Here is a 20,825-nt window from a genome sequence, read left to right on the forward strand (position 1 = left end):
GCATCACCAGCTCAGTCCATGGCGGATGGGTTGGGAGCCGCGACGGCTTTCCGTGGCCATATCCAGCCAGCCCATGCTGCTGGAGTGATAGCCAGCACCCGGCAAGGTCACCGGCGGGCTGGTGGCCTCCTGCGGCGTGACCAGATGTGGTGTCACCACCATCACCAGCTCCTTGTCGTCTTTCTGGATCCGCGAGGAGCGGAAGAAAGCGCCAAGCAATGGAATGTTGCCGATACCGGGCAAGCGGTCACTGCTGTTAATGGTGTTACGACTCACCAGACCACTAATGATGAAGGTTTCCCCCGGTGCCAGTGACACGGTGGTTTCCGCCCGGCGTACCCGCAGGCCCGGTACCGCCACACCGCCGGTTTCCACCCCGGCAGAAAAATCCAGCTCGGAGACTTCCGGCGCCACCTTGAGAATAATCTGACTCTTGTCGATAACGGTGGGGGTGAGGCTCAGGCCGATCCCGAATTCCTTGAATTCGATCTGCACGCCATCGGTGGTGCTACGGGTGGGCACCGGGAATTCACCACCGGACAGGAAGCTGGCGCTTTGCCCGGACAGGCTGGTCAACGACGGCTCGGCCAGGGTATAGGCAAACCCTCCGGCCTCCAGAGCATTGATCGCCAGCACGGAGTTGGCGCCGAAGCCGAACAGGTTGAAGCCTTCGGTGCCCAGCGGCGTGGGCACCGCCCCCGGCACCTGGAATCCAGAGCCTGGGGCGGCAATACCCACCGCAGACTGTCCACCGTTAAAGCTGTTGCTGTAACTCATGCCCAACTGATTCAGTTCGGAGCGGCTGACTTCCAGCACGCGGATATCCGTTTGCACCTGGGTCCCGAACGGCAAGGCATCCCCCAGGGTTGTCGCCACCACCACCGTGCTGCGCAGCGGTTTGCTGCTATTGCGCAACCACACCGATAGCACCGCTGACCCTTCGGCTTTGGCCGTCAGCAACAATTCGGCACTGCCGGTGACAGTCAGTGCCGCCACCCCCGGATCCGAGGTCGCCACCTTTGACACCGCCGCCGGGAACGTAAGCACCTTCTGATCCCCGGGCGCCAAACGCATGGAGTCGGTCAGGTCCTGTGCATTCGAGACCGTGGCCGTCAGCCACAGCAGCGTTGCCATTACCGCCCAAGCGGCCCCTTTCATCCCACCCTTAACGCACATAAGTGCTCCTTGAGTCAGATCCTTCATAGACTTCGACTCGCTGTCCCGGCGACTTGGCCTTTGGCGCTGGCGCACGGGTGACCGGGAACAGATCCTTGTAATAGACCGGTTTGCCTTTGCCATCGCTGGCGCTGGCCACAGCCTCTTTGTTGGTGTCCTTGTCGTCGCTGGCAACCACCGCCAGGCGCATCGACCCTTCTTCCGCCGCCAGGAGCAGCGGAGGCACTTTATCCCTGGGCACCGCCAGCACCACCGTATTGTTACGGCGCTGGGCCTCACGGTCCTGCTCACTGCTGGCGGCGGCCATGGCGCCTTTTACCGCCAGCACCTGAATATTGCGCAGCAGCACCAGCGCCGCCGGGTTATCCCGCTCGGCCTTGCGAAACGCCACCACCACATCCACCAGGTCGCCGGGCTGCAACAAGCCGCCCGCCATGACCACATCATCCACAGCAACGCCCACCGCACGGAACCCCGTGGGCAAGGCACCGGGAAGCGTGCCGCCTGGCTCAAGATGATTACGGGAAAGCAGCTCACCCGGACGGGCAAACTGGCGAAGCTCTTTGCCCACCACCGTTTCATCGGCGGTCAGCACATTGGCAATTGGCGCAGGGGATGACACCACCGCCAGGGACTCTTCATCGAGTGTATCCCCGACATTCAGGCTTTGTGTCACCACCCAATAGCGATAGCTGGGCGCCTCCTGAGTGGACGACGTTGTATCCGCCCCCTCATCCTTCACCACCAACGCCGGTGTCGGATCGCGACTCAATCCCACCAATGCCAAAATCAATGCCACCAGCGCCACTGCCAGCGCCGGCAACATGTACAGCAGTCTTGATCCCATGTTCTCTCCGGAACATCCCTGTCTGTTTCTGGTTCTTGTGGCGGGCGCGCAGAATCAGAATGCTGCCCGCGCCTCCGCATCCAGCCGGTCCGGCAAGGGAGGAAACTCCCCCAACATACCGAAGCTCAACGCCGGTACCACCGGATTGGTCTGATAATTCGGGTAAACCAGGCGACAGTGGAGCATTTCTATCCCCCCCACTGTTTCCAGATTGCAGGCACCGCTGGCATCCAGCCCCCTGAGGCTTGGCGGTAGCTGTGTCACCAGCCCGGCCAACGCCGAATTGGCGCGCTGCGTCACCGACGCCCCCAGGGCGGCCCCTTGTAACGCAGAGCGATCAATGTACAAGGCGGTGGATACCGCATTGTCCACCGCATCCTGCATCCGGTACTGGGCAAAGAATGTCAGGCCGTATACCGCCGCGCCATATAACATGGCGACAACGAAGGGGAATAGCAGCAGAAACTCCAGCGCCACTGCCCCTGCCACGCGCTCACTTAAATGCGCAGCCCTCCTGCTCTGCCTGCTATTCGCCACCAACATCTTGTGCGCTAGTAAAAAGCCCAGAAAATGCATCTGAAAGCGGATTTGATTCGCCACCAAACACCGTTGCCAAAACACCAACTATCACAATGATAGCCGCAGCCAGAACAATGTACTCCAGTGCACTGGCACCACGCTGCTTACGCGCGCGACCTGGCAACTGGGTGTAAAGACGGGCAAAGATAAATTGAGAAATCATAGTCAAAGTACTCATAGTGCTCTCCGTGCACGCTCTTTGTGCGGGTTGCCAAACTTATCCCAAAACCATTACATATGCGCAAATATGAACTTACGGTTCAATCCTATGCAACTGTGATGTCCTTCACAACGCCGGGCATGTAGCCTTTTGTTGCAAAACCTCCCGGTCCTGTAAAGCTAGCACCGGCGCCGTTTTGTGACGCAGGTCAAACCTCTGTGCGGGACAGGAAAGACGATAGACGGGCTTTTCCCGCGCAGATTTGATATGCAAATCAGCTTATCTTGCGTGTACTTTTCTCCGGACATAAAAAAACCCGGGAAATCCCGGGTTCTTTTATGTCCGCTGCCAGGCAGGCAAGCTAGAAGATCATTACTTGATCTTCGCTTCCTTGTAGGCCACATGCTTACGCACGACCGGATCATACTTCTTGGTTTCCATCTTTTCAGGATGGAGACGCTTGTTCTTGGTGGTGGTGTAAAAATGACCAGTGCCAGCAGAGGACACCAGGCGGATTTTTTCACGAATAGGACCGGCCATGGGTTTAACTCCTTCTGTTAGCCTTAAACGCGATCGCCGCGAGAACGGATATCGGACAATACAGAGTCGATACCTTTCTTGTCGATGATGCGCATACCTTTAGAGCTCACCCGCAGACGCACGAAACGCTTCTCGGACTCAACCCAGAAACGGTGGTGGTGCAGGTTCGGCTCGAAACGACGCTTGGTCTTGATGTTCGAGTGGGAAACGCGATTGCCCGTTACAGGGCGCTTACCGGTCACCTGGCAAACTTTGGACATTGTCTTGCTCCGTAAATCTTCTTGCGGGGGGACGGTAGAGCCCCGGAAAAGGCGCGTTTTATACCAGTACGGCGATCAGGATTCAAGTATTCTTTGCTTGACGCTCCCTGCCAACCCGCCTCCTGCCCCCACAAAAGCAGCCTAATGTGTTGATTGGTAAGCGGAACAATAAATTCACTCGATATTCATATTTTACCGTTACTGATGGGGTCCTCATTCAGACAAGACACCTTTGCCATGCCCGCTTATCGATCAAACAGCCCGGGGGCCGCCCCTGCTGGACCGAACTCCACCTCCCGCCGAACCTTCCTTGCAGGACTGGCTGGCGCTGCCACCGTACTGTCGGGGTGTGGTGGAGGCAGCAGCAGCTCGCCTTCCGATAACATCGCGAGCCCGAACCAGCCCACGGAACCCGATCCCGGGCCGGACATTGATCCACCGGTGGAGCCCCCGGAACCCCCTGCGCCCTTCCCGCCCCGGGGGGTTCACGCCAGCATTGAGGAGAGCAGCCTTACCTCCCGGTCTATTACCTGGTTTACCGACACCAGCCATGCGCCGGCGCAGCGGCTCGAATACGACCAGGAACCCCTGCTGGAAGGACAGCAAAACACGCCTGTTTTTCTCCATCAGCGCCAGGCCAGCTCTGAAGCCACCTTCGGGGTAGACGCCCAAACCCACCGCATCAAAATAGACGGGCTTGATCCGGATAAACCCGTCCGCTACCGCGTCGGTTCCCCTTCCGGAGGCTGGTCTCCCGTTTACCAGTTAACACCCATCAACACCCAGAACTGGTCGTTTGTGCATTACGGCGATCAAGGGGTTAGCGTTCGCGCCCAACGGGTTACCGAAGAAATCCTCAAACAACCCCGTGACCTGGCTATCATCGCCGGCGATCTTTCCTATGCTGACGGCGAGCAATCGGTATGGGACACGTGGTTTGATTTGGTGGAACCCCTGCTGGCCAACACCATCACCATGGCGGCGGCGGGCAACCATGAGTCCAAAGATGGCGACGGCCTGCAATCCGGCAAGGCCTTCAAATCGCGCCTGACTCACCCTGACCCACTACTGAACAACCTCAACCCCAACCCCGGCAGTACCTACTATGGCTTTGACATCGGTCGGGTGCATTTCTTTGTCAGCAGTGCAGGAGCCTTGATCGATGACTTCACCCTGGCCGAAGAACTGATCAACCTGGAGATCGACCTTGCTAAAGCGGCACTGCGGCGTGCCCGCGGCGAACTGGACTTCATTATACTGATCCAGCACTACCCCATCTGGACCGACCAGGATGGCCGCAGCCCCGCCAACCTGACACTGGTTGCCCTGCAGGAAAACATTCTGCTTCGCTACGGCGTCGATCTGCTGCTGGTCGGCCATGACCACATTTACCAACGCTCCGTCCCCATGGGCTTTGGCATCCCTTCGCGGCTGGGTTATGTGCAGGTGCTTACCGGCACTGGCGGTCAATCCGTCCGGCTGTTTGACGACAACGGGATACAGCGCTGGTCTGCCAGCGAATTCGTGGGCATCGGCTTCTCCCGTTTCGAAGTGGAACCCGGCCGCATCAAGGGCTATTTCTACGGCGCGGCCCCCCAAGGCCTGGGGGACGACGTTCGCCAGACGGTCACCGACCCCTTTGCCCTGCATGATGAATTTGAGGTGGAACAGCGCGACTGGCTGGCTTGCCAGAACTGCGCCTTACCTGCCCGCCCGGCCAGCGAACTACTACAAGACTTCCCAGCGCTGGTTGCGCACACCCGGGAACGTAATCGACGCGCCATGGAGCACCACAGCCATGGCTGATCCGAACTGGCCCAGACAAGGCTCACAACGCTCCTCGCGAAGCCAGTGACACCCAGCCGCCATCACCGATTACCAGATGGTCTAACACTCGGACCTCCACCAATCCTAGCGCCTCCACCAATCGCCGGGTGATGGCATGGTCCGACTGGCTGGGCTCGGCCACGCCCGATGGGTGATTGTGGGCCAGGATCACGGCCGCGGCGTTGTGCTCCATGGCCCTACGCACCACTTCCCGCGGATAAACCGCCGCCGCATCGATGGTGCCCTGAAACAACTTCTCAAAGGCGATCAGGCGATGCTTATTATCCAGGAACAGGCAAGCGAACACCTCAAACGGTAACCCGCGCAACTGGGCCGTAAGCAGCTGCCCGGCCTTGTCCGGGTTATCCAGTGGCTGCCCTCGCTCCAGGGGCTCCGCCAGATAGCGCCGCCCCAGCTCCAGCGCCGCCAGCAACAACGCCCGCCGGGCGGTCCCCATACCGGGCAAATGCGCCATTCGCTCCGGACTGAGGTCCAGCATGGCCCGCAAACCACCGCTGCCCGCCAACTGCCGGCGCGCCAGATCCACCGCCGTCATGCCCTGCTGGCCAGTACGCAGAAAGATCGCCAACAACTCCGCATCACTGAGCGCCCCGGCCCCCCTCGCCAGCAACTTCTCCCGCGGCCGCTCATCCGTCGGCCAGTCTGTTATGGCCACAGGAACGCTCCACGCATCATGCCCACACGCAACACGGAAAAATCACTTATCACCTTGCCTCCAGCTTTCTCAACATGCCCGACAGAAGGGCAAACACTTTTTCGATCATGGGTTTCAGGTCCTCTTTCCCGCCATACCCGAGACGCTCCGCCACCATAAGCTGAGTCTCCAGCTCAAAGAGCGACCCTCTCGCAATACGCAGGAAACGCCTGAACTCCACATCACCACCCCGCCCATAGCCTTCCGCAATATTGGACGGCACACTCAGGCCCGCTCGCTGCATCTGCGACGCCAACCCGAACACCTCCCCTTGAGGAAACCCACGCGACAGTCCATACGTAGCCACAGCCAGCTCCATCGCCGCCTGCCACACTCGCAATTCCTTATATCGCCGACTCAAAACTCACCACCTCCGATGCCACATTTTGTTTTGCGTGCAGCCTGTTGCGTCCTGCGTGCCGCGTCTCTTATACAGTGCTACTCTATGCAGCCTGACTTGATAGCAGCCTTGCAGCTGCAGCGGCAGTGGAGATTCGCCATGCCTGCCGTCATCCAAACAAGGGTTTTTGCATGCAACGTCTGATGAACAAACGGGTCCTGCTGGGCGTCACCGGTGGTATTGCCGCCTATAAAGCCGCTGATCTGGTGCGCCGGCTGCAGGATGTGGGCGCACAAGTGCGGGTGGTCATGACCCAGGGCGCCTGTGAATTCATCACCCCGCTGACCATGCAGGCCCTCTCCGGCCACCCGGTGCACACCACCCTGCTGGACCCCACCGCCGAAGCGGCCATGGGCCATATCGAGCTGGCCCGCTGGGCAGACCTGGTGCTGATTGCACCCGCGTCCGCCAATTTCATGGCTCGCCTGGCCCATGGCCACGGCAACGACCTGCTCACCACCCTGTGCCTTGCCACTGGCGCCCCCATCGCCATTGCCCCAGCCATGAACCAGCAGATGTGGGCAGACCTCAGCACCCAGAAGAACCAGCTGATCCTGCAGGAAAAAGGCATCACCGTGTTCGGGCCGGGCAGCGGCAGCCAGGCCTGCGGCGAAGTGGGCGCCGGGCGCATGATCGAACCGCTGGAAATCATCCAGCAGGCCGCAGAAGTGTTCGACTACCAGCTGCTCACCGGCAAGCATGTGGTGATCACCGCCGGCCCCACCCGCGAATCCATCGACCCGGTGCGCTACATCACCAACAAGAGCTCCGGGAAAATGGGTTTTGCGCTGGCCGAAGCCGCCGCCGAAGCGGGCGCCAAGGTCACCCTGATTGCCGGGCCGGTGAATCTGCCCACCCCGTCACGGGTGGAGCGCGTGGATGTGGTGCGCGCCGTGGACATGTACGAGACTTGCATGGACGTGGTGGAAAACGGCTGCGATGTGTTTATCGCCACCGCCGCCGTGGCGGATTACCGCCCCACCGTGACCGCTGACCACAAGATCAAGAAATCCACCGAGGAAATTCACCTGACACTGGTGAAAAACCCGGACATCGTGGCGTCCGTGGCCGAGCACGCCAAGCGCCCCTTTACCGTGGGCTTTGCGGCGGAAACCCAGGACGTGATGGCCTACGCCCAGGGTAAGCTGGTGAACAAGAAGCTCGACATGATCGCCACCAACGACGTTTCCGGCACCAACGTGGGCTTCAACAGCGACAACAACGCCCTCACGGTGATCTGGCCCAGCGGCCACAAGGTGCTGCCACTGGCCTCCAAGGCCCAGATTGCCAAGCAGCTGATCGAATTGATCGCGATACGGTATAAAGACTAACGCTGGCACGCGCCACGCGGCATGCAACACGCCGGGCTTTCCCGCGTGATGCGTGTAGCGTGAAGCTTGCTGCCTGACCGAAGGGAAAAGCATGAAACTGCAATACCGGGTACTCGACGCCCGCCTTGGCGACAGCATTCCACTGCCTCACTACGCCACCGACGGCTCCGCCGGGCTGGACCTGCGCGCCATGGTCAAGGAACCGATGACACTGCAACCCGGGGATACCGAGCTGCTACCCACCGGCATGTCCATCTTCATTGACGATCCGGGCTACGCCGGCATGATCCTGCCACGCTCCGGTCTGGGCCATAAGCACGGCATCGTGCTGGGCAATCTGGTGGGGCTGATCGACTCCGACTACCAGGGCGAGCTGATGGTGTCCTGCTGGAACCGGGGGCAACAGCCCTTCACCCTGGAGCCCGGTGAGCGCATCGCCCAGCTGGTGATCGTGCCGGTCATGCAGGTGGAACTGGAACAGGTGGAAAGCTTCAGCGCCAGCGAACGGGGCGAAGGCGGTTTCGGGCACAGCGGGCGCCATTGAGGCCCGGCACAAGAATCACCGGACACAAAACAACAACCACAGCAGCACAAGCACGCACCACAGCGCGCACCACGACCCAACCACAATAATACCGTGGCAGCGCCGGGCAAGCGGAGGGGATATGGGGAACAAGAGCGACAACAAGCAAGGCAAGTCCACCAGCGCCATGAAGCAGCTACTGCCTCTGGTCGCCGCCGGCATCGTAGCCGTAATCGCCGCCACCGGCTGCCTCTACGCCTACCAGGCCAGCCAGCTGCAGCCCGAGCAACAGAACGCCCAGGCCCGGCTGCTGGCCCAATCACTGGCAAGCCAGGCGAGCAACACCATCCAGACCTCACGCCAGCAGCTGGACATCCTCAGCGACCGCAGCGATGTGAACAAGGCGCTCTCCGACGGCAACCTGTCCAGCTTTAACGTACACCAGAACCAGTGGCTTCCTGATGCCACCGTGCAGCTCGTCCCGCGCCGCGGCGCAGACACCGCCCAGTTCAGCTACACCGCCCAGGAGCTTCTCAAGAACGTCCGCCTGGGCCAAGAACCCGGCCCGGTGATCATTGCCGGCAACCCCCCCCAGCTGGTCATGGCCCGCGCCACCAAAAACCAGACCGGCAGCCTGCTGCTTACCCAGTCCCTGGCTCCGCTGGCCACTACCCTGCGTACCGCCATGCCGGAGGGCAGCGCACTCAGCGTCACCTACGGCGGCAGCCCCCTGTTCGACAACAAACAACACGCCAACGGCGGCACTGCCCAGGTCAGCCAGGGCCCGGTTCAGGTCACCCTGACCCTGCGCGCCCCCCACGGCAACAGCCTGATCGTCGCCACCCTGGGCATCGCCCTGGGGGTAGTCGTGATCCTGCTGTGCACCCTGCTGGTGAACCGGCTGCTGACCCGGGCCCTGCGCCAGGACGCCGCCGAACTGATTCGCTACAGCGATGAGCTGACGCGCCAACCCGGCGTCACCGCCCGCGACCATTTCCACTTCCCGCTCTTCACCAGCGTCAACGATGCCTCCGCCCGCCTGGCCAAAAAACTGCGCGACCGCGCCGGCCCCGCACGCCCCCAGGCCACCGCCAAACCCGACGCCCTGATAGTGGAAGAAAGCGACGACGACAGCATTCTGTTGATGGATGACGACAACGGCGGCGAGTCCCTGCCGGACAGTATTTTCCGCGCCTACGACATCCGCGGCGTGGCCGGCGACACCCTCACCGCCCAGGGCGTTTACCTGTTGGGCCGCGCCATTGGCACCGAAGCCGGCGAACTGGGCCAGCAAACCGTGCTGGTGGCCCGCGATGGCCGCCTGTCCAGCCCGGAGTTAAGCCGCTCACTGATCAAGGGCCTGCTGGAATCCGGCCGCGACGTGGTCAATCTGGGCCTGGTGCCCACCCCGGTGCTCTACTACGGCACCGAAGTGCTGGAAACCCAAACCGGCATCATGCTCACCGGCAGCCACAATCCATCGCAACATAACGGCCTGAAAATCGTCATGAACGGCGAAACCCTGCACGGCGACCGCATTCAGGCCTTCAAGCAACGCATCCACAACAAGGCCTTCAGCGAAGGCAGCGGCCACGAAGAAGAACGCGATATCAGCGACCGCTACCTGAACGATATCGCCAACGACATCGTGCTGGCCCGGCCCCTGAAAATTGCCATCGACTGCGGCAACGGCGTCACCGGCGAACTGGCCCCACGGCTGTTCACCCAACTGGGCTGCGACGTGACGCCGCTGTACACCGAGATCGATGGCAACTTCCCCAATCATGCCCCGGACACCGGCAACCCGGACAACCTGACCGACCTGATCCGTATCGTCCAGCAGGAAGACCTGGACCTGGGCCTGGCGTTCGACGGCGACGGCGACCGCGTGGCCGTGGTCACCAACAGCGGCGAAATCATCTGGCCGGACCGCCTGCTCATGTTGTTCGCCAAGGACCTGCTCGGCCGCAGCCCCGGCGCCGACATCCTGTTCGACGTAAAATGCAGCCGCGCCCTGCCCGCCATTATTCGCAAGAACGGCGGCCGGCCCCTGATGTACAAAACCGGGCACTCGCTGATCAAGGCCAAAATGAAGGAAAGCGGCGCCGCCCTGGCTGGTGAAATCAGCGGGCATATCTTCTTTGCCGACCGCTGGTTCGGCTGTGACGACGGCGCCTATGCCGGCGCCCGGCTGCTGGAAATTCTCTCCCTGCAGGACGACACCGCCGGCCAGGTATTCGACCAGTTTAAAACCGGCGTCACCACCCCGGCGCTCTATATTGATGCCAGCGATGACAACAAGTTTGCGCTGATCGATGCCCTGATGGCCCGCGCCGAGCAGTTCGCCGGTGGCCGCCCCACCACCATCGACGGACTCCGCGTGGACTTCCCCGATGGCTGGGGGCTGGTGCGCGCCTCGAACACCACACCATCACTGGTCGCCCGCTTCGAAGGCCGTGATGAAGAAGCGCTGGAACGGGTCAAAGGCCAGTTCCGCAAGCACCTCAAGGCAGTGGACGAGAGCCTTGAGCTTCCGTTTTGAGGTAGAATTGCCGGGCAGTGAGTTGAACGTTTAAAGTTCAACGTTGAAAAACGCGCCAGACGTGTTTGGGGCAACAACGGCCGCAGCCCGCGCCCTCACCGGCGACCGCGGGCACAGCCTTGCGGAACCTACAGACTTAAAACCGCGTTTGAACTTTGAACTTTAAACGTTCAGCTCCAAGGCCCCCATCCCCAAGGAGAAGTAATGGACACCAACAGTGCCCACGACACCGCCCGGATTCTGATTGAGGCGCTGCCCTACATTCAGCGTTTTTCCGGCACCACCGTGGTGATCAAATACGGCGGTAACGCCATGGAGAACGAGGAGCTGAAGAACAGCTTCGCCCGTGACGTGGTGATGATGAAGCAAATCGGCATCCACCCGGTGATCGTGCACGGCGGTGGCCCACAGATCGGCGACCTGCTGGAGCGTCTGGGCAAGGAATCGAAATTTGTTCAAGGCATGCGTGTTACCGACCGGGAAACCATGGACGTGGTGCAAATGGTGCTCGGCGGCCTGGTCAATAAAGACATCGTCAACCTGATCCAGCACAACGGCGGCCAGGCCATCGGCCTCACCGGCAAGGACGGGCGCCTGATCAAGGCCCGCAAGATGGTCCTCAAGGCCAGCGACGCGGACAGCCCGGAACTGCAGGCCTCGGAAATCATCGACATCGGTCACGTGGGCGAAGTGCAGGGCATCGACACCCGCATTATCGACCTGCTCGCCGGCAGCGACTTCATCCCCGTTATCGCCCCCATCGGCGTGGACGACAACGGCACCAGCTACAATATCAATGCCGACCTGGTGGCTGGCAAGGTGGCCGAAGTGTTGCGGGCAGAAAAACTGATCCTGCTCACCAACGTGGCCGGCCTGAAAGACAAACAGGGCCAGATCCTCACCGGGCTCACCACCGAACGGGTCAACAGCCTGATCAAGGACGGCACCATCTACGGCGGCATGCTGCCCAAGATCGGTTGCGCCCTGGAAGCGGTACAAAACGGCGTCCACACCGCCCACATTATCGATGGCCGGGTGTCCCACGCGGTACTGCTGGAAATCCTTACCGACAAGGGGATCGGCACCCTAATCAGCAAGGACTAGTTGAAAGATGAAAGTTCAAAGTTGAAAAGCGCGCCAAACGTGTTTTGGTTTTTAACGGCAGCAGCCCGCGCCCTTACCGGCAATCGCGGGCACGCCCCTGCAAAATCCACAGACTCAAACCGCGTTTCAACTTTAAACTTTTCACTTTCAACTCAAACACCGGCAAAGGGGATTGCCGCGAAACGCTACGGCAGCGAAAAACAAAACCGCAGTAACAAGCCCGGGAACGTTGGGCGCGGTGTTTGCCTGTGATATACCTCTGGGCCACACTCGCGTTGCAGCCAGAAGCTTGTTGCTTAGAACTGGGAACGATACTTCATGACCGATAAAAAACCGTCGCGCAAAGAGCAGATTCTGCAGTCGCTCGCCCACATGCTGGAAGCCGCACCCGGTGGGCGCATTACCACCGCCGGGCTGGCGAAGGAAGTGGGGGTGTCCGAGGCGGCGCTGTACCGGCATTTTCCCAGCAAGGCGAAGATGTTCGAAGGGCTGATCAGCTTTATTGAAGAAGCCATTTTTTCGCGCATCAACCGCATTATGGAAGACGGCAAGGCCAGTGATCAGGTAGAGCAGATTCTCACCCTGCTGCTGGCGTTCACCGAGCGCAATCCGGGCATTACCCGGCTGCTCACCGGCGATGCCCTGACCGGCGAAAACGCCCGTCTGCACCAGCGTATCCAGCAGTTCTATGATCGGGTGGAAAGCCAGGTAAAGCAGGTGCTGCGTGATGCAGAATTCAAGGAAGGGTTGCGCACCCAGGCGACCCCGACCATCACCGCCAACCTGCTGCTGGCCGTGGCCGAAGGGCGCATCGCGCAATTTGTGCGTTCCGGTTTCAAAACCCTGCCCAGCCAGGACTGGCCAGCTCAATGGGCGCTGCTGCAGCCCACCCTGTTTCGTTAGCCTCTTGCATGACGAAGGCGGCCTCAGCCGCCTTCGTTTTGTTGTTGCTCAATCGCCTCAAGCCGCTCGATAATCGGGGCGTATTGCTGGTTGGCCTGTTCAATTTCCCTGTCGAATTCCAGCAGCTTTTGCTCCGCCATCTGGATCTGGCGCTGCAGGCGGTCGATGGCCTCTTTCACCACCTCCGGCACGTCCCGGCCCGCCCTTTCGTTGCGCGCCGCCGTGGCAATTTCGTCATCCAGCTTCATCTGCAACTGGGCAAGATTGTTCTCTTCGTAGCTGATACTCAGCTCCAGCGCCTCGACCTTGCGATCGCGCGCCCGCACCGCATCTTCCGGGCCGGCATACAGGCGCAGCATCTCCCGGTCTTCACGGGCCTGGCGAGCCTGCTGCATCCGCTGGGCTTTCGCCTCGGCGTCATTCAGCTGCACCCCCTCCACGTCTTCCAGCACCCGGCCATACTGATCCAGCAACTGGTAGCCACTGCGGATGGCATCCATGGTCAGGGTTCGGTTCAGGTGCACCACGCCGTCAGAAGTTTCATGCCGAAAGTAGGCGCCATCCGGCATGCGCTCATTGGCACGTTGCCCCGAGCGAGCCCACACTGACGAAGTCAGGATCAGCGCCATCAACAAGACGACGATTTTCATTATTATTGCACTCCATAACGCTCCCGGTACTCACGCATAGGCGCCACCATTGTCTGGCTGTCCGGTTGCTGTTCCAGCCAGTCGATGATATCGCTCATGGTGACGATACACCCCACTGGCACCCCCAATGCTTGTTCCACTTCCTGGATCGCCGACAGGCCCTTGCCCGCTTCGGAAGGCTCTTTAGCGCATTCCTGCCGATCCAGCGCCACCATCACCCCCGCCATGGTCGCGTCAGTCTTCTCGAACAGCGTCGCCACTTCGCGAATCGCCGTTCCCGCTGTAATCACATCATCTATCACCAGCACCCGGCCCTGCAATGGCGCGCCGACCAGCCAGCCACCCTCGCCATGATCCTTGGCTTCCTTGCGGTTGAACGCCCAGGGGTAATCCCGGCCATGGTGCTCAGCCAATGCCACAGACACCGCTGCCACCAGCGGGATGCCTTTATAGGCCGGCCCGAACAACATATCGAATTCCAGCCCGGATGCCATGATCGCATCCGCATAATAACGACCCAGCCGAGCCAGGGCCTCGCCGGTGTGGAAAGTCCCCGCATTGAAGAAATACGGGCTTTTGCGTCCGGACTTCAGGGTAAATTCCCCGAATTTCAGCGCGTCACGCTCTTCAGCAAAGCGCAGAAAATGCTTCTTGTAGTTCTTCATACTCAAGCCTGTGTGCTAGCCAGTCTGTTCGCAACTGCGCGAAGCCGCGCCGCCACAGCGACACGGCCCGCGTTTCTCTCTTTAGCGTATTACCAGCCCAGCGCGACCTGCTGGGCCTTGATGATCTCGCCAATGCCCTTCTCCGCCAGCCCCAACAGGCTGTCGGACTGCTCACGGGTAAACGGCGCACCCTCTGCGGAACCCTGAATCTCGATAAAGCCGCCCTGCTGGGTCATCACCACGTTCATATCGGTGCCCGCATTGGAGTCTTCGGCGTAATCCAGATCCAGCACCGGGGCATCCTCGTACATGCCCACGGACACCGCGCCCACCAGGCCGGTGAGCGGGTCACTCTTGATCTTCTTGGTTTCCAGCAGGTGGGTAAAGGCATCCACCAGCGCCACACAGGCCCCGGAAATAGAGGCCGTCCGCGTGCCACCGTCGGCCTGCAGTACGTCGCAGTCCAGGTAGATAGTGCGCTCACCCAGTGCCTTCATGTCCACCGCGGCACGCAGGGAGCGGCCGATCAGGCGCTGAATTTCCAGCGTGCGCCCGCCCTGCTTGCCCCGTGTCGCCTCACGGCCGGAGCGGGTGTGGGTGGAACGCGGCAGCATGCTGTACTCCGCGGTCAGCCAGCCCTGGCCCTTGCCCTTGAGAAAGCGCGGCACGCCCTCTTCCACGGACGCGGTACACAGCACCTTGGTACCCCCGAACGCCACCAATACGCTGCCCTCGGCATGAACGGTGTAGTTGCGGGTAAAGCTCAGTTCACGCAATTGGTCGGGGGCTCGGCCGGATGGGCGCATGGAATCTCCTGGTAGTCTTGGAATCAAAAGGGCGACCATTGTAGCAAACACCGGCGCCGATGCCTGCCTTGCACCCAACCCCGTCTCGACTAGACTAGGGAGCCCGGCACCGCCCGCGGTTTTTCATGCCGCAGGAGCCTGCCTGCAGGCGAAAAGGCCGTCGCGAGTGACGAGAAGCGAGTTTCGAAAGGCAAACCCCGATGGTGGGAAGCCCGGGGTTTCGCAACTGGACACTCGTCACTCGCTTCTGGTCTTGTCTTTTCGCCTGCACGCAAGCTCCTTCAGCACACCAACCGGGACAGCCCCATTCCCTGGCCAACACAGAGGTTCACCATGATTTGCAGCATGACCGCTTTTGCCCGCGCCGACCGCCCGCTTGAAGGCTACGGCCTGGTCTGGGAAATCAAGGCCGTGAACCACCGTTACCTGGAAATCAGCCCACGCCTGCCCGACGCCCTGCGCTCACTGGAAAACGCCGTACGCGAACGCTGCCGCAAGGCCCTCGCCCGGGGCAAGGTGGAAGTCACCCTGCGCTACCAGCAGGACGCCAGCGACGCCGACCTGGAACTGAACGAGCCCCTGGTCAAACAGTTGTCCGAGATCTCCCGCCGGGTAGGCGACCTGGTGCAGCACCCCGGCCAGGTCAACCCCATGGAAATCCTCCGCCATCCCGGCGTGCTCAGCACCCGCGAACTGGACGTGGACCTGCTGCAACGCGAATCCCTCACCCTGCTGGATGAAGCCCTGCAGGCCCTGATCGACACCCGCAGCCGTGAAGGGGAACAACTGGGCAAACTGATCGAAGAACGCCTCGACGGCATCATCACCCAGGTCGAGATCGTCAAAACCGCCGTGCCGCGCATCAAGGAAGCCCAGCGCGAACGCCTGCGCAGCCGCATCCAGGACGTGATCGACTCCCCGGACCCGGATCGCCTGGAACAGGAACTGGTCTTGCTGGCGCAAAAAATGGACGTGGACGAAGAACTGGACCGCCTGCTCACCCACGTCACAGAAGTGCGCCGCATACTGAAAAAAGGGGGTCACATCGGCCGGCGCCTGGACTTCCTCATGCAGGAACTCAACCGCGAAGCCAACACCCTGGGCAGCAAGTCCGTGGACAGCGAAACCACAGCGGCAGCGGTAGAATTGAAGGTGTTGATTGAGCAGATGCGGGAGCAGATTCAGAATATCGAGTAAAATCCAGGGAAGTCCATAATCGTATTTAATTCATTGTTTTTAAAGAATTAAATATGAATATCAGTCCATGGAAATCCACTGCCATCCACCCCTATCCAGACAAAAGTGGTGGGCAAAATGGTGGGCAAAAACGTGACTTTTTCCTCCCCCGCACCTATATTGACCTGAAATGGTGGGCAGCTCTCAAGGGGCTGCCTGCAAACCATTGATGACAGAGAATTTTTCTCTTCAATCAACAAACAAAAAGTGGTGGGCAGCCTGTTTTTATAGGATCAAACGCCACAAGGTCAAAATGAGCAAACTCACCGCCACTCAGATCAAGTCCCTGGCAAAGCAGGCCCCCAAGAAACACACCGATGGCGGCGGCCTCTATTTCTGTGTACGCAAGTCCGGCATGCCCTACTGGATGCTACGCTACAGCGCCCAGGGCAAGCGCCACGAAATCACCTTGGGCCAATACCCACAGATGTCCCTGGGTGACGCCCGGGAAGCCGCTGTGCTAACCAAGCAAGGCATCCGAACGGGCACCGACCCAATCCAGGAAAGGGCCAAAGTTGTCCAGCCCGACATCCGCACCGTCAAAGACCTCTTCCAGGACTGGCATGAGACCGACCTGTCCCGGCGCCTGCAACATCCCAACATCCCCAAGCGCATCTACCAGAAAGAAATTCACCCGGTGATCGGCCTCTACCCGATTGCCGACGTCACCCCAAGGGATATCCGGGCCGTCCTGCAGCGCGTCCAGAGCAGCAACCGCCCCACCATCGCCAATGACACCCTGATGTACATGAAGCAGTTGTTTCGTCATGGCATCAAACTGGACCTGTGCCAGAACAACCCGGCCAGCCCATTCACCGTCAGCGACGCTGGCGGCGTCGAAGCCAGCCGGGAACGCACTCTAACCCTGGAAGAAATCGAACATGCCTTTAGGGTCTTCCGGGAGCACATCAACAGCTTTGGCCGGGACAACTACCTAGCCTGCGGCCTATTCCTGGTGCTTGGCGTGAGAAAAAGCGAGCTATGCGAAGCCCGCTGGGAAGAATTCGACCTCGAGGCCGGAATCTGGGATCTCTCCAAGGAGCGCAGCAAGACTGGCGCAGCGATCACCATCCCTCTACCAACCCAGGCCGTTGAGTGGCTAACGGTGCTGCATGGCCACGCCTGCGGCTCGCCCTATGTGTTCCCAGCCAGGCGCGCCAGCAAACGCCCCCATATGGGCCCTGACACCCTGAACCGCGCCATTTCCAAGCTATTTGGCCGAGAGGCTGGCCGGAAAGTGCAGCCACCCAACAAAATGGGCGACCTGGAGCACTTCACCATCCACGACCTGCGACGCACCTTCCGCAGCCTCGCGGCTGCGGAAGGTGTGCCGAGTCATGTGGCAGAACGGTGTTTGAATCACAAGCTGAAGGGAGTTGAGGGTATTTATGATCGGTATGATTATTTTGATGAAAGGAAGCGGGCCCACCAGCAAGTGGCCGACAGCATAGAGGCCATCACCCAATTTTGAGACAGCTATCCCCCTGAGCAGCCAGAGCCAAAACCACTACTCTGTGATTGGCAATGTCGCCAACCACAGCAAGTAGAGGTAATTATGAGTAAATCACGCACTGGGGCGGGCTGGCCCAGCAAAACCGGTGAAAAGTCAGGGGACCGCAGAGACAACAACCCTCCGAGAGGAAAATGACGAATTCGGGTAGTGCCGGACAGGCACTACCCCCTTACACCATCCGACGGTACCTACCGTAAGCCCGAATTACGATTTCCTCGTAACCAGTAACCGCATGCTTATTGGCATATCCAACATGCGCCCTGAACAAACGATCCAGAGCACGGGCGCACCTCTCCAAAATCTGGCCGCCCCATTTTGCACTAAAAGTAATTGAGCTTGAGAGTTTGTAAACAGGGTGATTTTGCCCCTAAAGCCCTCTGTAGCTGATCCTGCTTCTTGAGAAACACTACCCTCATGCTTTGAAATTCTTATTGCAACATTTCACTTAGGGCAATAAAGAATGGCTGACTCAGCGGTTACTCGGCAACACAGTGGAAAGACCTGAAAATTATGGTAATCTTGTTGAACAATCGACGTCTTGATGGATGACCAATTTCTCCAAGCATATGCCCGCAAGAACAAGTCGACCCACCTCAAAAAAATAAGACATTTACATCATTGGACAAAAGTATGAAACCTGTTTTTTTGATCTTTTTTACCATTCTCTCCTATTCCTGTTCGAGCAATGACCAATTAATGATTCTTGAAAATGGCATCCACTTCTATCATGTAACCTCCCCAGACAACTTAAATAAGATTTATGCTGGATCTTGCAATGATATTGCACTACGCGCCTTTGAGAAATCAGGGCATGCCATATGCGGCATCGACGTGACGGATGTAGCTCGTCAATGCCCTCAAGGAATTCGGTGTGAGAGGATTGAATATGGTTTTGAAGAAAGTAAACTTTCATACGCTAATTACATTGTTGATAAAGATGGGCTGATAAAACTATCTGCCATTAGCTCGAAAACATTCGGAGATCCTGAAATCTCAGAATTCAATAATGGATCCACTGGAACGATGGCAGCTCTGGTCATCACCAAGAAGTCGTGGGAATTAGGTGATAAAGCTTTCACCTTGTCGGTTATGACAAACCATGACCACAATGGTCGTGTAGAAAGAGAGGCATACATCTCTGGCATCGCACTGAACAGCAACATCAAAAATGGAGATTAAAACTTAAGGCTCCCTACATCTAAAACCAACAAACATACACTTTCATCATAACTTTTGATTATCCGTTAAAGGAGTTAACGCTTGTGAGATACGAAGGTTACCTCGACGTGGAGGGTGGAGACTTCGAGCTAGAAGCACAGCCGATAATACTGAGAGATAGCAATCTATCATTTGTATTAAAAGGAAGAGATGAATTTGGTTTTTTCCGAGTCGAAGGCTTGGCTGCGAAAACCGAATATGGTTTCTTTCTTGCTTCTCGAGTTCCGCTTATATACCCAGATTACGATGCGAAAAATTGTAATGAGCTCGCCACAATTCGATTTGACAAAATCACGCTTAGTGAGAGCATGGAAAAGTGCAATATTTCAGGAATATGGAAGCAAATAAAAGGAGAAGAGTGGAAATTTGATGGTGTGATTATTTCTGTCCATGAATCGCCACCAGTTCTCTAGACACTTCTCAGCCGTTCTTGGTGACGCTTTTCATACTCTACTGGTGACAACTGCTCATTAGAACTATGGCGTCTCCGGTTGTTATAGAATATCTCGATATAATCAAAAATATCTGCTCGGGCGGCGTCCCGGCTGCTGTAAATCTTTCGCTTTATCCTCTCTCGCTTCAACAGCTGGAAGAAGCTCTCAGCAACAGCATTGTCGTGGCAGTTACCGCGCCGACTCATGCTCCCCTCCAGGTCATGCGCCTTCAGAAACGAGTCCCAGTCGTGGCTGGTGTATTGGCTGCCTTGGTCGGAGTACACAATCACCTTGCCCTCAGGCTTGCGACGCCAGACAGCCATCAAAAGCGCATCCAGCGCCAGCTCCTTGGTTATCCTGGATTGCATTGACCAACCGATCACCCGTCTTGAGAACAGATCCAGAACAACCGCCAGATACAACCAGCCTTCATGTGTGCGGATATAGGTAATATCCGTTACCCAGCTCTCGTTTGGAGCTTGCGGATTGAACTGCCGCTGCAGGATATTCGGTGTCACCTTGTGTAGCTCCCCAGCCCTATGGCGTGGCTTACGATAACCAACCTGCGCTCGCATTCCCGCGTGGCGCATCAGGCGGTGGACCCGATTGGGCCCGCATCGCTCGCCATACTCGCGTAGATCAGTATGGATCTTCCGGTAGCCATACACGGCCCCGGATTCCAGCCAGAACTGCTTGATCAGCCCGGACAGGCGCTCGTCCTCGATTGTACGAGCTGAACGAGGCTGTCTCTGCCAGGCGTAAAAGCCACTGGGGTGAACGTCCAACAGAGAACACAGTGAGCGGATTGGCCACCGCTCGCTGTGCTCCTGAATGAAGGCGTACCTCAATCGGACTGACTGGCGAAGTACGCCGCGGCTTTTTTAGGATGTCTCGCTCTTCGGTAACGCGCTTGAGCTCTTTCTGGAGTCGGCGGATCTCGGATTGGTCATCTGCATTGGCCTGATGCTGCTCGGAATCCGGACCAAACTTCCTGATCCAGGCGTACAGACTGTGGGTGGTGACGCCAAGTCGATCAGCCACCTGGGCCACACTGTGACCACGATCCGTCACCTGACGAACCGCCTCAATCTTGAATTCTTCGGGATAGCGTTTGCTGCTCATGGATACCTCTCTGATTGCCATTTTGGATGGCTGAAAGGTGTCTAGCAAACTGGTGGCGATTCAATTCGGGCAGGGACAGCTTCTACACTGAAAGCTACACTTTTCAAATCACCAGGAGAGGCTTAAAGAATAATTTAGCAAATTTTCTTACATGCTTTTCTCCGATTATTTTTTGCACTCCCATTGTTGCCCCCATAAAGCATAACCAAAGATTTAACCCCAAATACAAAGCGGCCGCATCTTAAATCACGCCAGAGATCATAAAGCCACTTCA

Annotated in this window: 24 protein-coding genes; 12 read left to right on the top strand and 12 right to left on the bottom strand. The window is 58.6% G+C overall.

From position 1 onward, the window contains the following. Positions 1-3: 3 nt before the first annotated feature. From F1529_RS16855 to rpmB, 6 genes are all read right to left on the bottom strand, one after another. A complete protein-coding gene (locus tag F1529_RS16855; protein WP_230457826.1) occupies positions 4-1,134 on the bottom strand; it encodes a type II and III secretion system protein family protein in 1,131 nt (376 codons plus the stop codon). Positions 1,135-1,165: 31 nt separating this feature from the next. Next, positions 1,166-2,023 carry a Flp pilus assembly protein CpaB gene (cpaB, locus tag F1529_RS16860; RefSeq protein ID WP_155136684.1) on the bottom strand — a complete coding sequence of 286 codons (858 nt, stop codon included), beginning with the start codon at positions 2,021-2,023 and terminating at the stop codon, positions 1,166-1,168. A 54-nt stretch (positions 2,024-2,077) separates the two neighbouring features. Continuing rightward, positions 2,078-2,512 (bottom strand): TadE/TadG family type IV pilus assembly protein, encoded by a 435-nt coding sequence (locus tag F1529_RS16865; protein ID WP_196220425.1) that lies wholly within the window; start codon positions 2,510-2,512, stop codon positions 2,078-2,080. Between the two features lie 37 nt (positions 2,513-2,549). Further along, positions 2,550-2,780 (bottom strand): Flp family type IVb pilin, encoded by a 231-nt coding sequence (locus tag F1529_RS16870; RefSeq protein WP_230457827.1) that lies wholly within the window; start codon positions 2,778-2,780, stop codon positions 2,550-2,552. Between the two features lie 354 nt (positions 2,781-3,134). After that, positions 3,135-3,302 carry a 50S ribosomal protein L33 gene (gene rpmG, locus F1529_RS16875; RefSeq protein ID WP_007151127.1) on the bottom strand — a complete coding sequence of 56 codons (168 nt, stop codon included), beginning with the start codon at positions 3,300-3,302 and terminating at the stop codon, positions 3,135-3,137. Positions 3,303-3,325: 23 nt separating this feature from the next. After that, entirely contained in the window at positions 3,326-3,562 is a 237-nt protein-coding gene (rpmB, locus tag F1529_RS16880) for a 50S ribosomal protein L28 (protein WP_007149468.1), read from the bottom strand. Positions 3,563-3,799: 237 nt separating this feature from the next. Here rpmB and F1529_RS16885 point away from each other — a divergent pair, with 237 nt between their 5' ends. Beyond that, entirely contained in the window at positions 3,800-5,368 is a 1,569-nt protein-coding gene (locus F1529_RS16885) for a metallophosphoesterase family protein (RefSeq protein WP_083787473.1), read from the top strand. Between the two features lie 22 nt (positions 5,369-5,390). Here the strand turns inward: F1529_RS16885 and radC are convergent, their stop codons facing one another. Further along, positions 5,391-6,065, bottom strand: a complete 675-nt coding sequence (gene radC / locus F1529_RS16890; RefSeq protein ID WP_290500457.1) for a DNA repair protein RadC — start codon at positions 6,063-6,065, stop codon at positions 5,391-5,393. A 49-nt stretch (positions 6,066-6,114) separates the two neighbouring features. After that, positions 6,115-6,411, bottom strand: coding sequence for a four helix bundle protein (locus F1529_RS16895; RefSeq protein ID WP_370457065.1), 297 nt, complete (start codon positions 6,409-6,411; stop codon positions 6,115-6,117). A gap of 224 nt (positions 6,412-6,635) precedes the next feature. Between F1529_RS16895 and coaBC the strand changes: the two genes are divergently transcribed. The 6 genes from coaBC (at position 6,636) to slmA (ending at position 12,907) form a co-directional block, all read left to right on the top strand. Beyond that, positions 6,636-7,835, top strand: a complete 1,200-nt coding sequence (gene coaBC, locus F1529_RS16900; RefSeq protein WP_007149642.1) for a bifunctional phosphopantothenoylcysteine decarboxylase/phosphopantothenate--cysteine ligase CoaBC — start codon at positions 6,636-6,638, stop codon at positions 7,833-7,835. Positions 7,836-7,926: 91 nt separating this feature from the next. Then, positions 7,927-8,379 carry a dUTP diphosphatase gene (gene dut / locus F1529_RS16905; RefSeq protein ID WP_063519827.1) on the top strand — a complete coding sequence of 151 codons (453 nt, stop codon included), beginning with the start codon at positions 7,927-7,929 and terminating at the stop codon, positions 8,377-8,379. A 121-nt stretch (positions 8,380-8,500) separates the two neighbouring features. Then, positions 8,501-10,900: a phosphomannomutase/phosphoglucomutase gene (locus F1529_RS17740; protein WP_155136690.1), complete on the top strand. Its 2,400-nt coding sequence runs from the start codon at positions 8,501-8,503 to the stop codon at positions 10,898-10,900. A gap of 204 nt (positions 10,901-11,104) precedes the next feature. After that, on the top strand, positions 11,105-12,004 hold the full coding sequence (argB, locus tag F1529_RS16915) for an acetylglutamate kinase (protein ID WP_007149034.1): 900 nt from the start codon (positions 11,105-11,107) through the stop codon (positions 12,002-12,004). Next, positions 12,005-12,256 (top strand): hypothetical protein, encoded by a 252-nt coding sequence (locus tag F1529_RS16920; RefSeq protein WP_155136693.1) that lies wholly within the window; start codon positions 12,005-12,007, stop codon positions 12,254-12,256. It begins immediately after the preceding gene. A 66-nt stretch (positions 12,257-12,322) separates the two neighbouring features. Beyond that, complete coding sequence (gene slmA / locus F1529_RS16925; RefSeq protein WP_007149303.1) at positions 12,323-12,907, top strand: nucleoid occlusion factor SlmA; 585 nt, start codon at positions 12,323-12,325, stop codon at positions 12,905-12,907. Between the two features lie 23 nt (positions 12,908-12,930). Here the strand turns inward: slmA and F1529_RS16930 are convergent, their stop codons facing one another. From F1529_RS16930 to rph, 3 genes are all read right to left on the bottom strand, one after another. After that, on the bottom strand, positions 12,931-13,557 hold the full coding sequence (locus F1529_RS16930; RefSeq protein ID WP_155136696.1) for a hypothetical protein: 627 nt from the start codon (positions 13,555-13,557) through the stop codon (positions 12,931-12,933). A gap of 2 nt (positions 13,558-13,559) precedes the next feature. Continuing rightward, positions 13,560-14,222: an orotate phosphoribosyltransferase gene (pyrE, locus tag F1529_RS16935; protein WP_007149443.1), complete on the bottom strand. Its 663-nt coding sequence runs from the start codon at positions 14,220-14,222 to the stop codon at positions 13,560-13,562. A gap of 89 nt (positions 14,223-14,311) precedes the next feature. Then, positions 14,312-15,028, bottom strand: a complete 717-nt coding sequence (gene rph / locus F1529_RS16940) for a ribonuclease PH (RefSeq protein ID WP_155136699.1) — start codon at positions 15,026-15,028, stop codon at positions 14,312-14,314. 345 nt (positions 15,029-15,373) lie between these two features. Between rph and F1529_RS16945 the strand changes: the two genes are divergently transcribed. The 5 genes from F1529_RS16945 to F1529_RS16965 all read left to right on the top strand — a co-directional run bounded on the left by F1529_RS16945 (position 15,374) and on the right by F1529_RS16965 (position 19,408). Then, positions 15,374-16,225 carry a YicC/YloC family endoribonuclease gene (locus F1529_RS16945; RefSeq protein WP_063521296.1) on the top strand — a complete coding sequence of 284 codons (852 nt, stop codon included), beginning with the start codon at positions 15,374-15,376 and terminating at the stop codon, positions 16,223-16,225. Between the two features lie 53 nt (positions 16,226-16,278). Then, positions 16,279-16,434: a hypothetical protein gene (locus F1529_RS16950; protein ID WP_155136703.1), complete on the top strand. Its 156-nt coding sequence runs from the start codon at positions 16,279-16,281 to the stop codon at positions 16,432-16,434. 83 nt (positions 16,435-16,517) lie between these two features. Continuing rightward, positions 16,518-17,735 (top strand): site-specific integrase, encoded by a 1,218-nt coding sequence (locus F1529_RS16955; RefSeq protein ID WP_155136706.1) that lies wholly within the window; start codon positions 16,518-16,520, stop codon positions 17,733-17,735. A gap of 672 nt (positions 17,736-18,407) precedes the next feature. Further along, complete coding sequence (locus F1529_RS16960) at positions 18,408-18,956, top strand: hypothetical protein (protein ID WP_155136709.1); 549 nt, start codon at positions 18,408-18,410, stop codon at positions 18,954-18,956. A gap of 83 nt (positions 18,957-19,039) precedes the next feature. Further along, a complete protein-coding gene (locus F1529_RS16965) occupies positions 19,040-19,408 on the top strand; it encodes a hypothetical protein (RefSeq protein WP_155136712.1) in 369 nt (122 codons plus the stop codon). Here F1529_RS16965 and F1529_RS16970 read toward each other — a convergent pair. Beyond that, a protein-coding gene (locus tag F1529_RS16970; protein WP_155136715.1) for an IS3 family transposase occupies positions 19,405-20,551 on the bottom strand; the annotation gives its coding sequence in 2 pieces (ribosomal slippage) (positions 19,405-20,305 and positions 20,304-20,551; 1,149 coding nt in all). The genes F1529_RS16965 and F1529_RS16970 overlap by 4 nt on opposite strands. Positions 20,552-20,825: the final 274 nt, after the last annotated feature.

Origin of the sequence: Alcanivorax sp. VBW004, assembly GCF_009718865.1 — a bacterium.
Taxonomy (GTDB): domain Bacteria; phylum Pseudomonadota; class Gammaproteobacteria; order Pseudomonadales; family Alcanivoracaceae; genus Alcanivorax.

What these genes read in the sequence shown, in the direction of transcription:
- F1529_RS16950 (WP_155136703.1), top strand. Translation starts at nt 16,279, where the DNA reads ATGAATATCAGTCCATGGAAATCCACTGCCATCCACCCCTATCCAGAC.
- F1529_RS17740 (WP_155136690.1), top strand. Translation starts at nt 8,501, where the DNA reads ATGGGGAACAAGAGCGACAACAAGCAAGGCAAGTCCACCAGCGCCATG.
- F1529_RS16960 (WP_155136709.1), top strand. Translation starts at nt 18,408, where the DNA reads ATGAAACCTGTTTTTTTGATCTTTTTTACCATTCTCTCCTATTCCTGT.
- pyrE (WP_007149443.1), bottom strand. Translation starts at nt 14,222, where the DNA reads ATGAAGAACTACAAGAAGCATTTTCTGCGCTTTGCTGAAGAGCGTGAC.
- rph (WP_155136699.1), bottom strand. Translation starts at nt 15,028, where the DNA reads ATGCGCCCATCCGGCCGAGCCCCCGACCAATTGCGTGAACTGAGCTTT.
- dut (WP_063519827.1), top strand. Translation starts at nt 7,927, where the DNA reads ATGAAACTGCAATACCGGGTACTCGACGCCCGCCTTGGCGACAGCATT.
- F1529_RS16855 (WP_230457826.1), bottom strand. Translation starts at nt 1,134, where the DNA reads ATGGCAACGCTGCTGTGGCTGACGGCCACGGTCTCGAATGCACAGGAC.
- F1529_RS16930 (WP_155136696.1), bottom strand. Translation starts at nt 13,557, where the DNA reads ATGAAAATCGTCGTCTTGTTGATGGCGCTGATCCTGACTTCGTCAGTG.
- slmA (WP_007149303.1), top strand. Translation starts at nt 12,323, where the DNA reads ATGACCGATAAAAAACCGTCGCGCAAAGAGCAGATTCTGCAGTCGCTC.
- argB (WP_007149034.1), top strand. Translation starts at nt 11,105, where the DNA reads ATGGACACCAACAGTGCCCACGACACCGCCCGGATTCTGATTGAGGCG.
- F1529_RS16945 (WP_063521296.1), top strand. Translation starts at nt 15,374, where the DNA reads ATGACCGCTTTTGCCCGCGCCGACCGCCCGCTTGAAGGCTACGGCCTG.
- rpmG (WP_007151127.1), bottom strand. Translation starts at nt 3,302, where the DNA reads ATGGCCGGTCCTATTCGTGAAAAAATCCGCCTGGTGTCCTCTGCTGGC.
- F1529_RS16870 (WP_230457827.1), bottom strand. Translation starts at nt 2,780, where the DNA reads ATGAGTACTTTGACTATGATTTCTCAATTTATCTTTGCCCGTCTTTAC.
- F1529_RS16955 (WP_155136706.1), top strand. Translation starts at nt 16,518, where the DNA reads ATGAGCAAACTCACCGCCACTCAGATCAAGTCCCTGGCAAAGCAGGCC.
- cpaB (WP_155136684.1), bottom strand. Translation starts at nt 2,023, where the DNA reads ATGGGATCAAGACTGCTGTACATGTTGCCGGCGCTGGCAGTGGCGCTG.
- F1529_RS16885 (WP_083787473.1), top strand. Translation starts at nt 3,800, where the DNA reads ATGCCCGCTTATCGATCAAACAGCCCGGGGGCCGCCCCTGCTGGACCG.
- rpmB (WP_007149468.1), bottom strand. Translation starts at nt 3,562, where the DNA reads ATGTCCAAAGTTTGCCAGGTGACCGGTAAGCGCCCTGTAACGGGCAAT.
- coaBC (WP_007149642.1), top strand. Translation starts at nt 6,636, where the DNA reads ATGCAACGTCTGATGAACAAACGGGTCCTGCTGGGCGTCACCGGTGGT.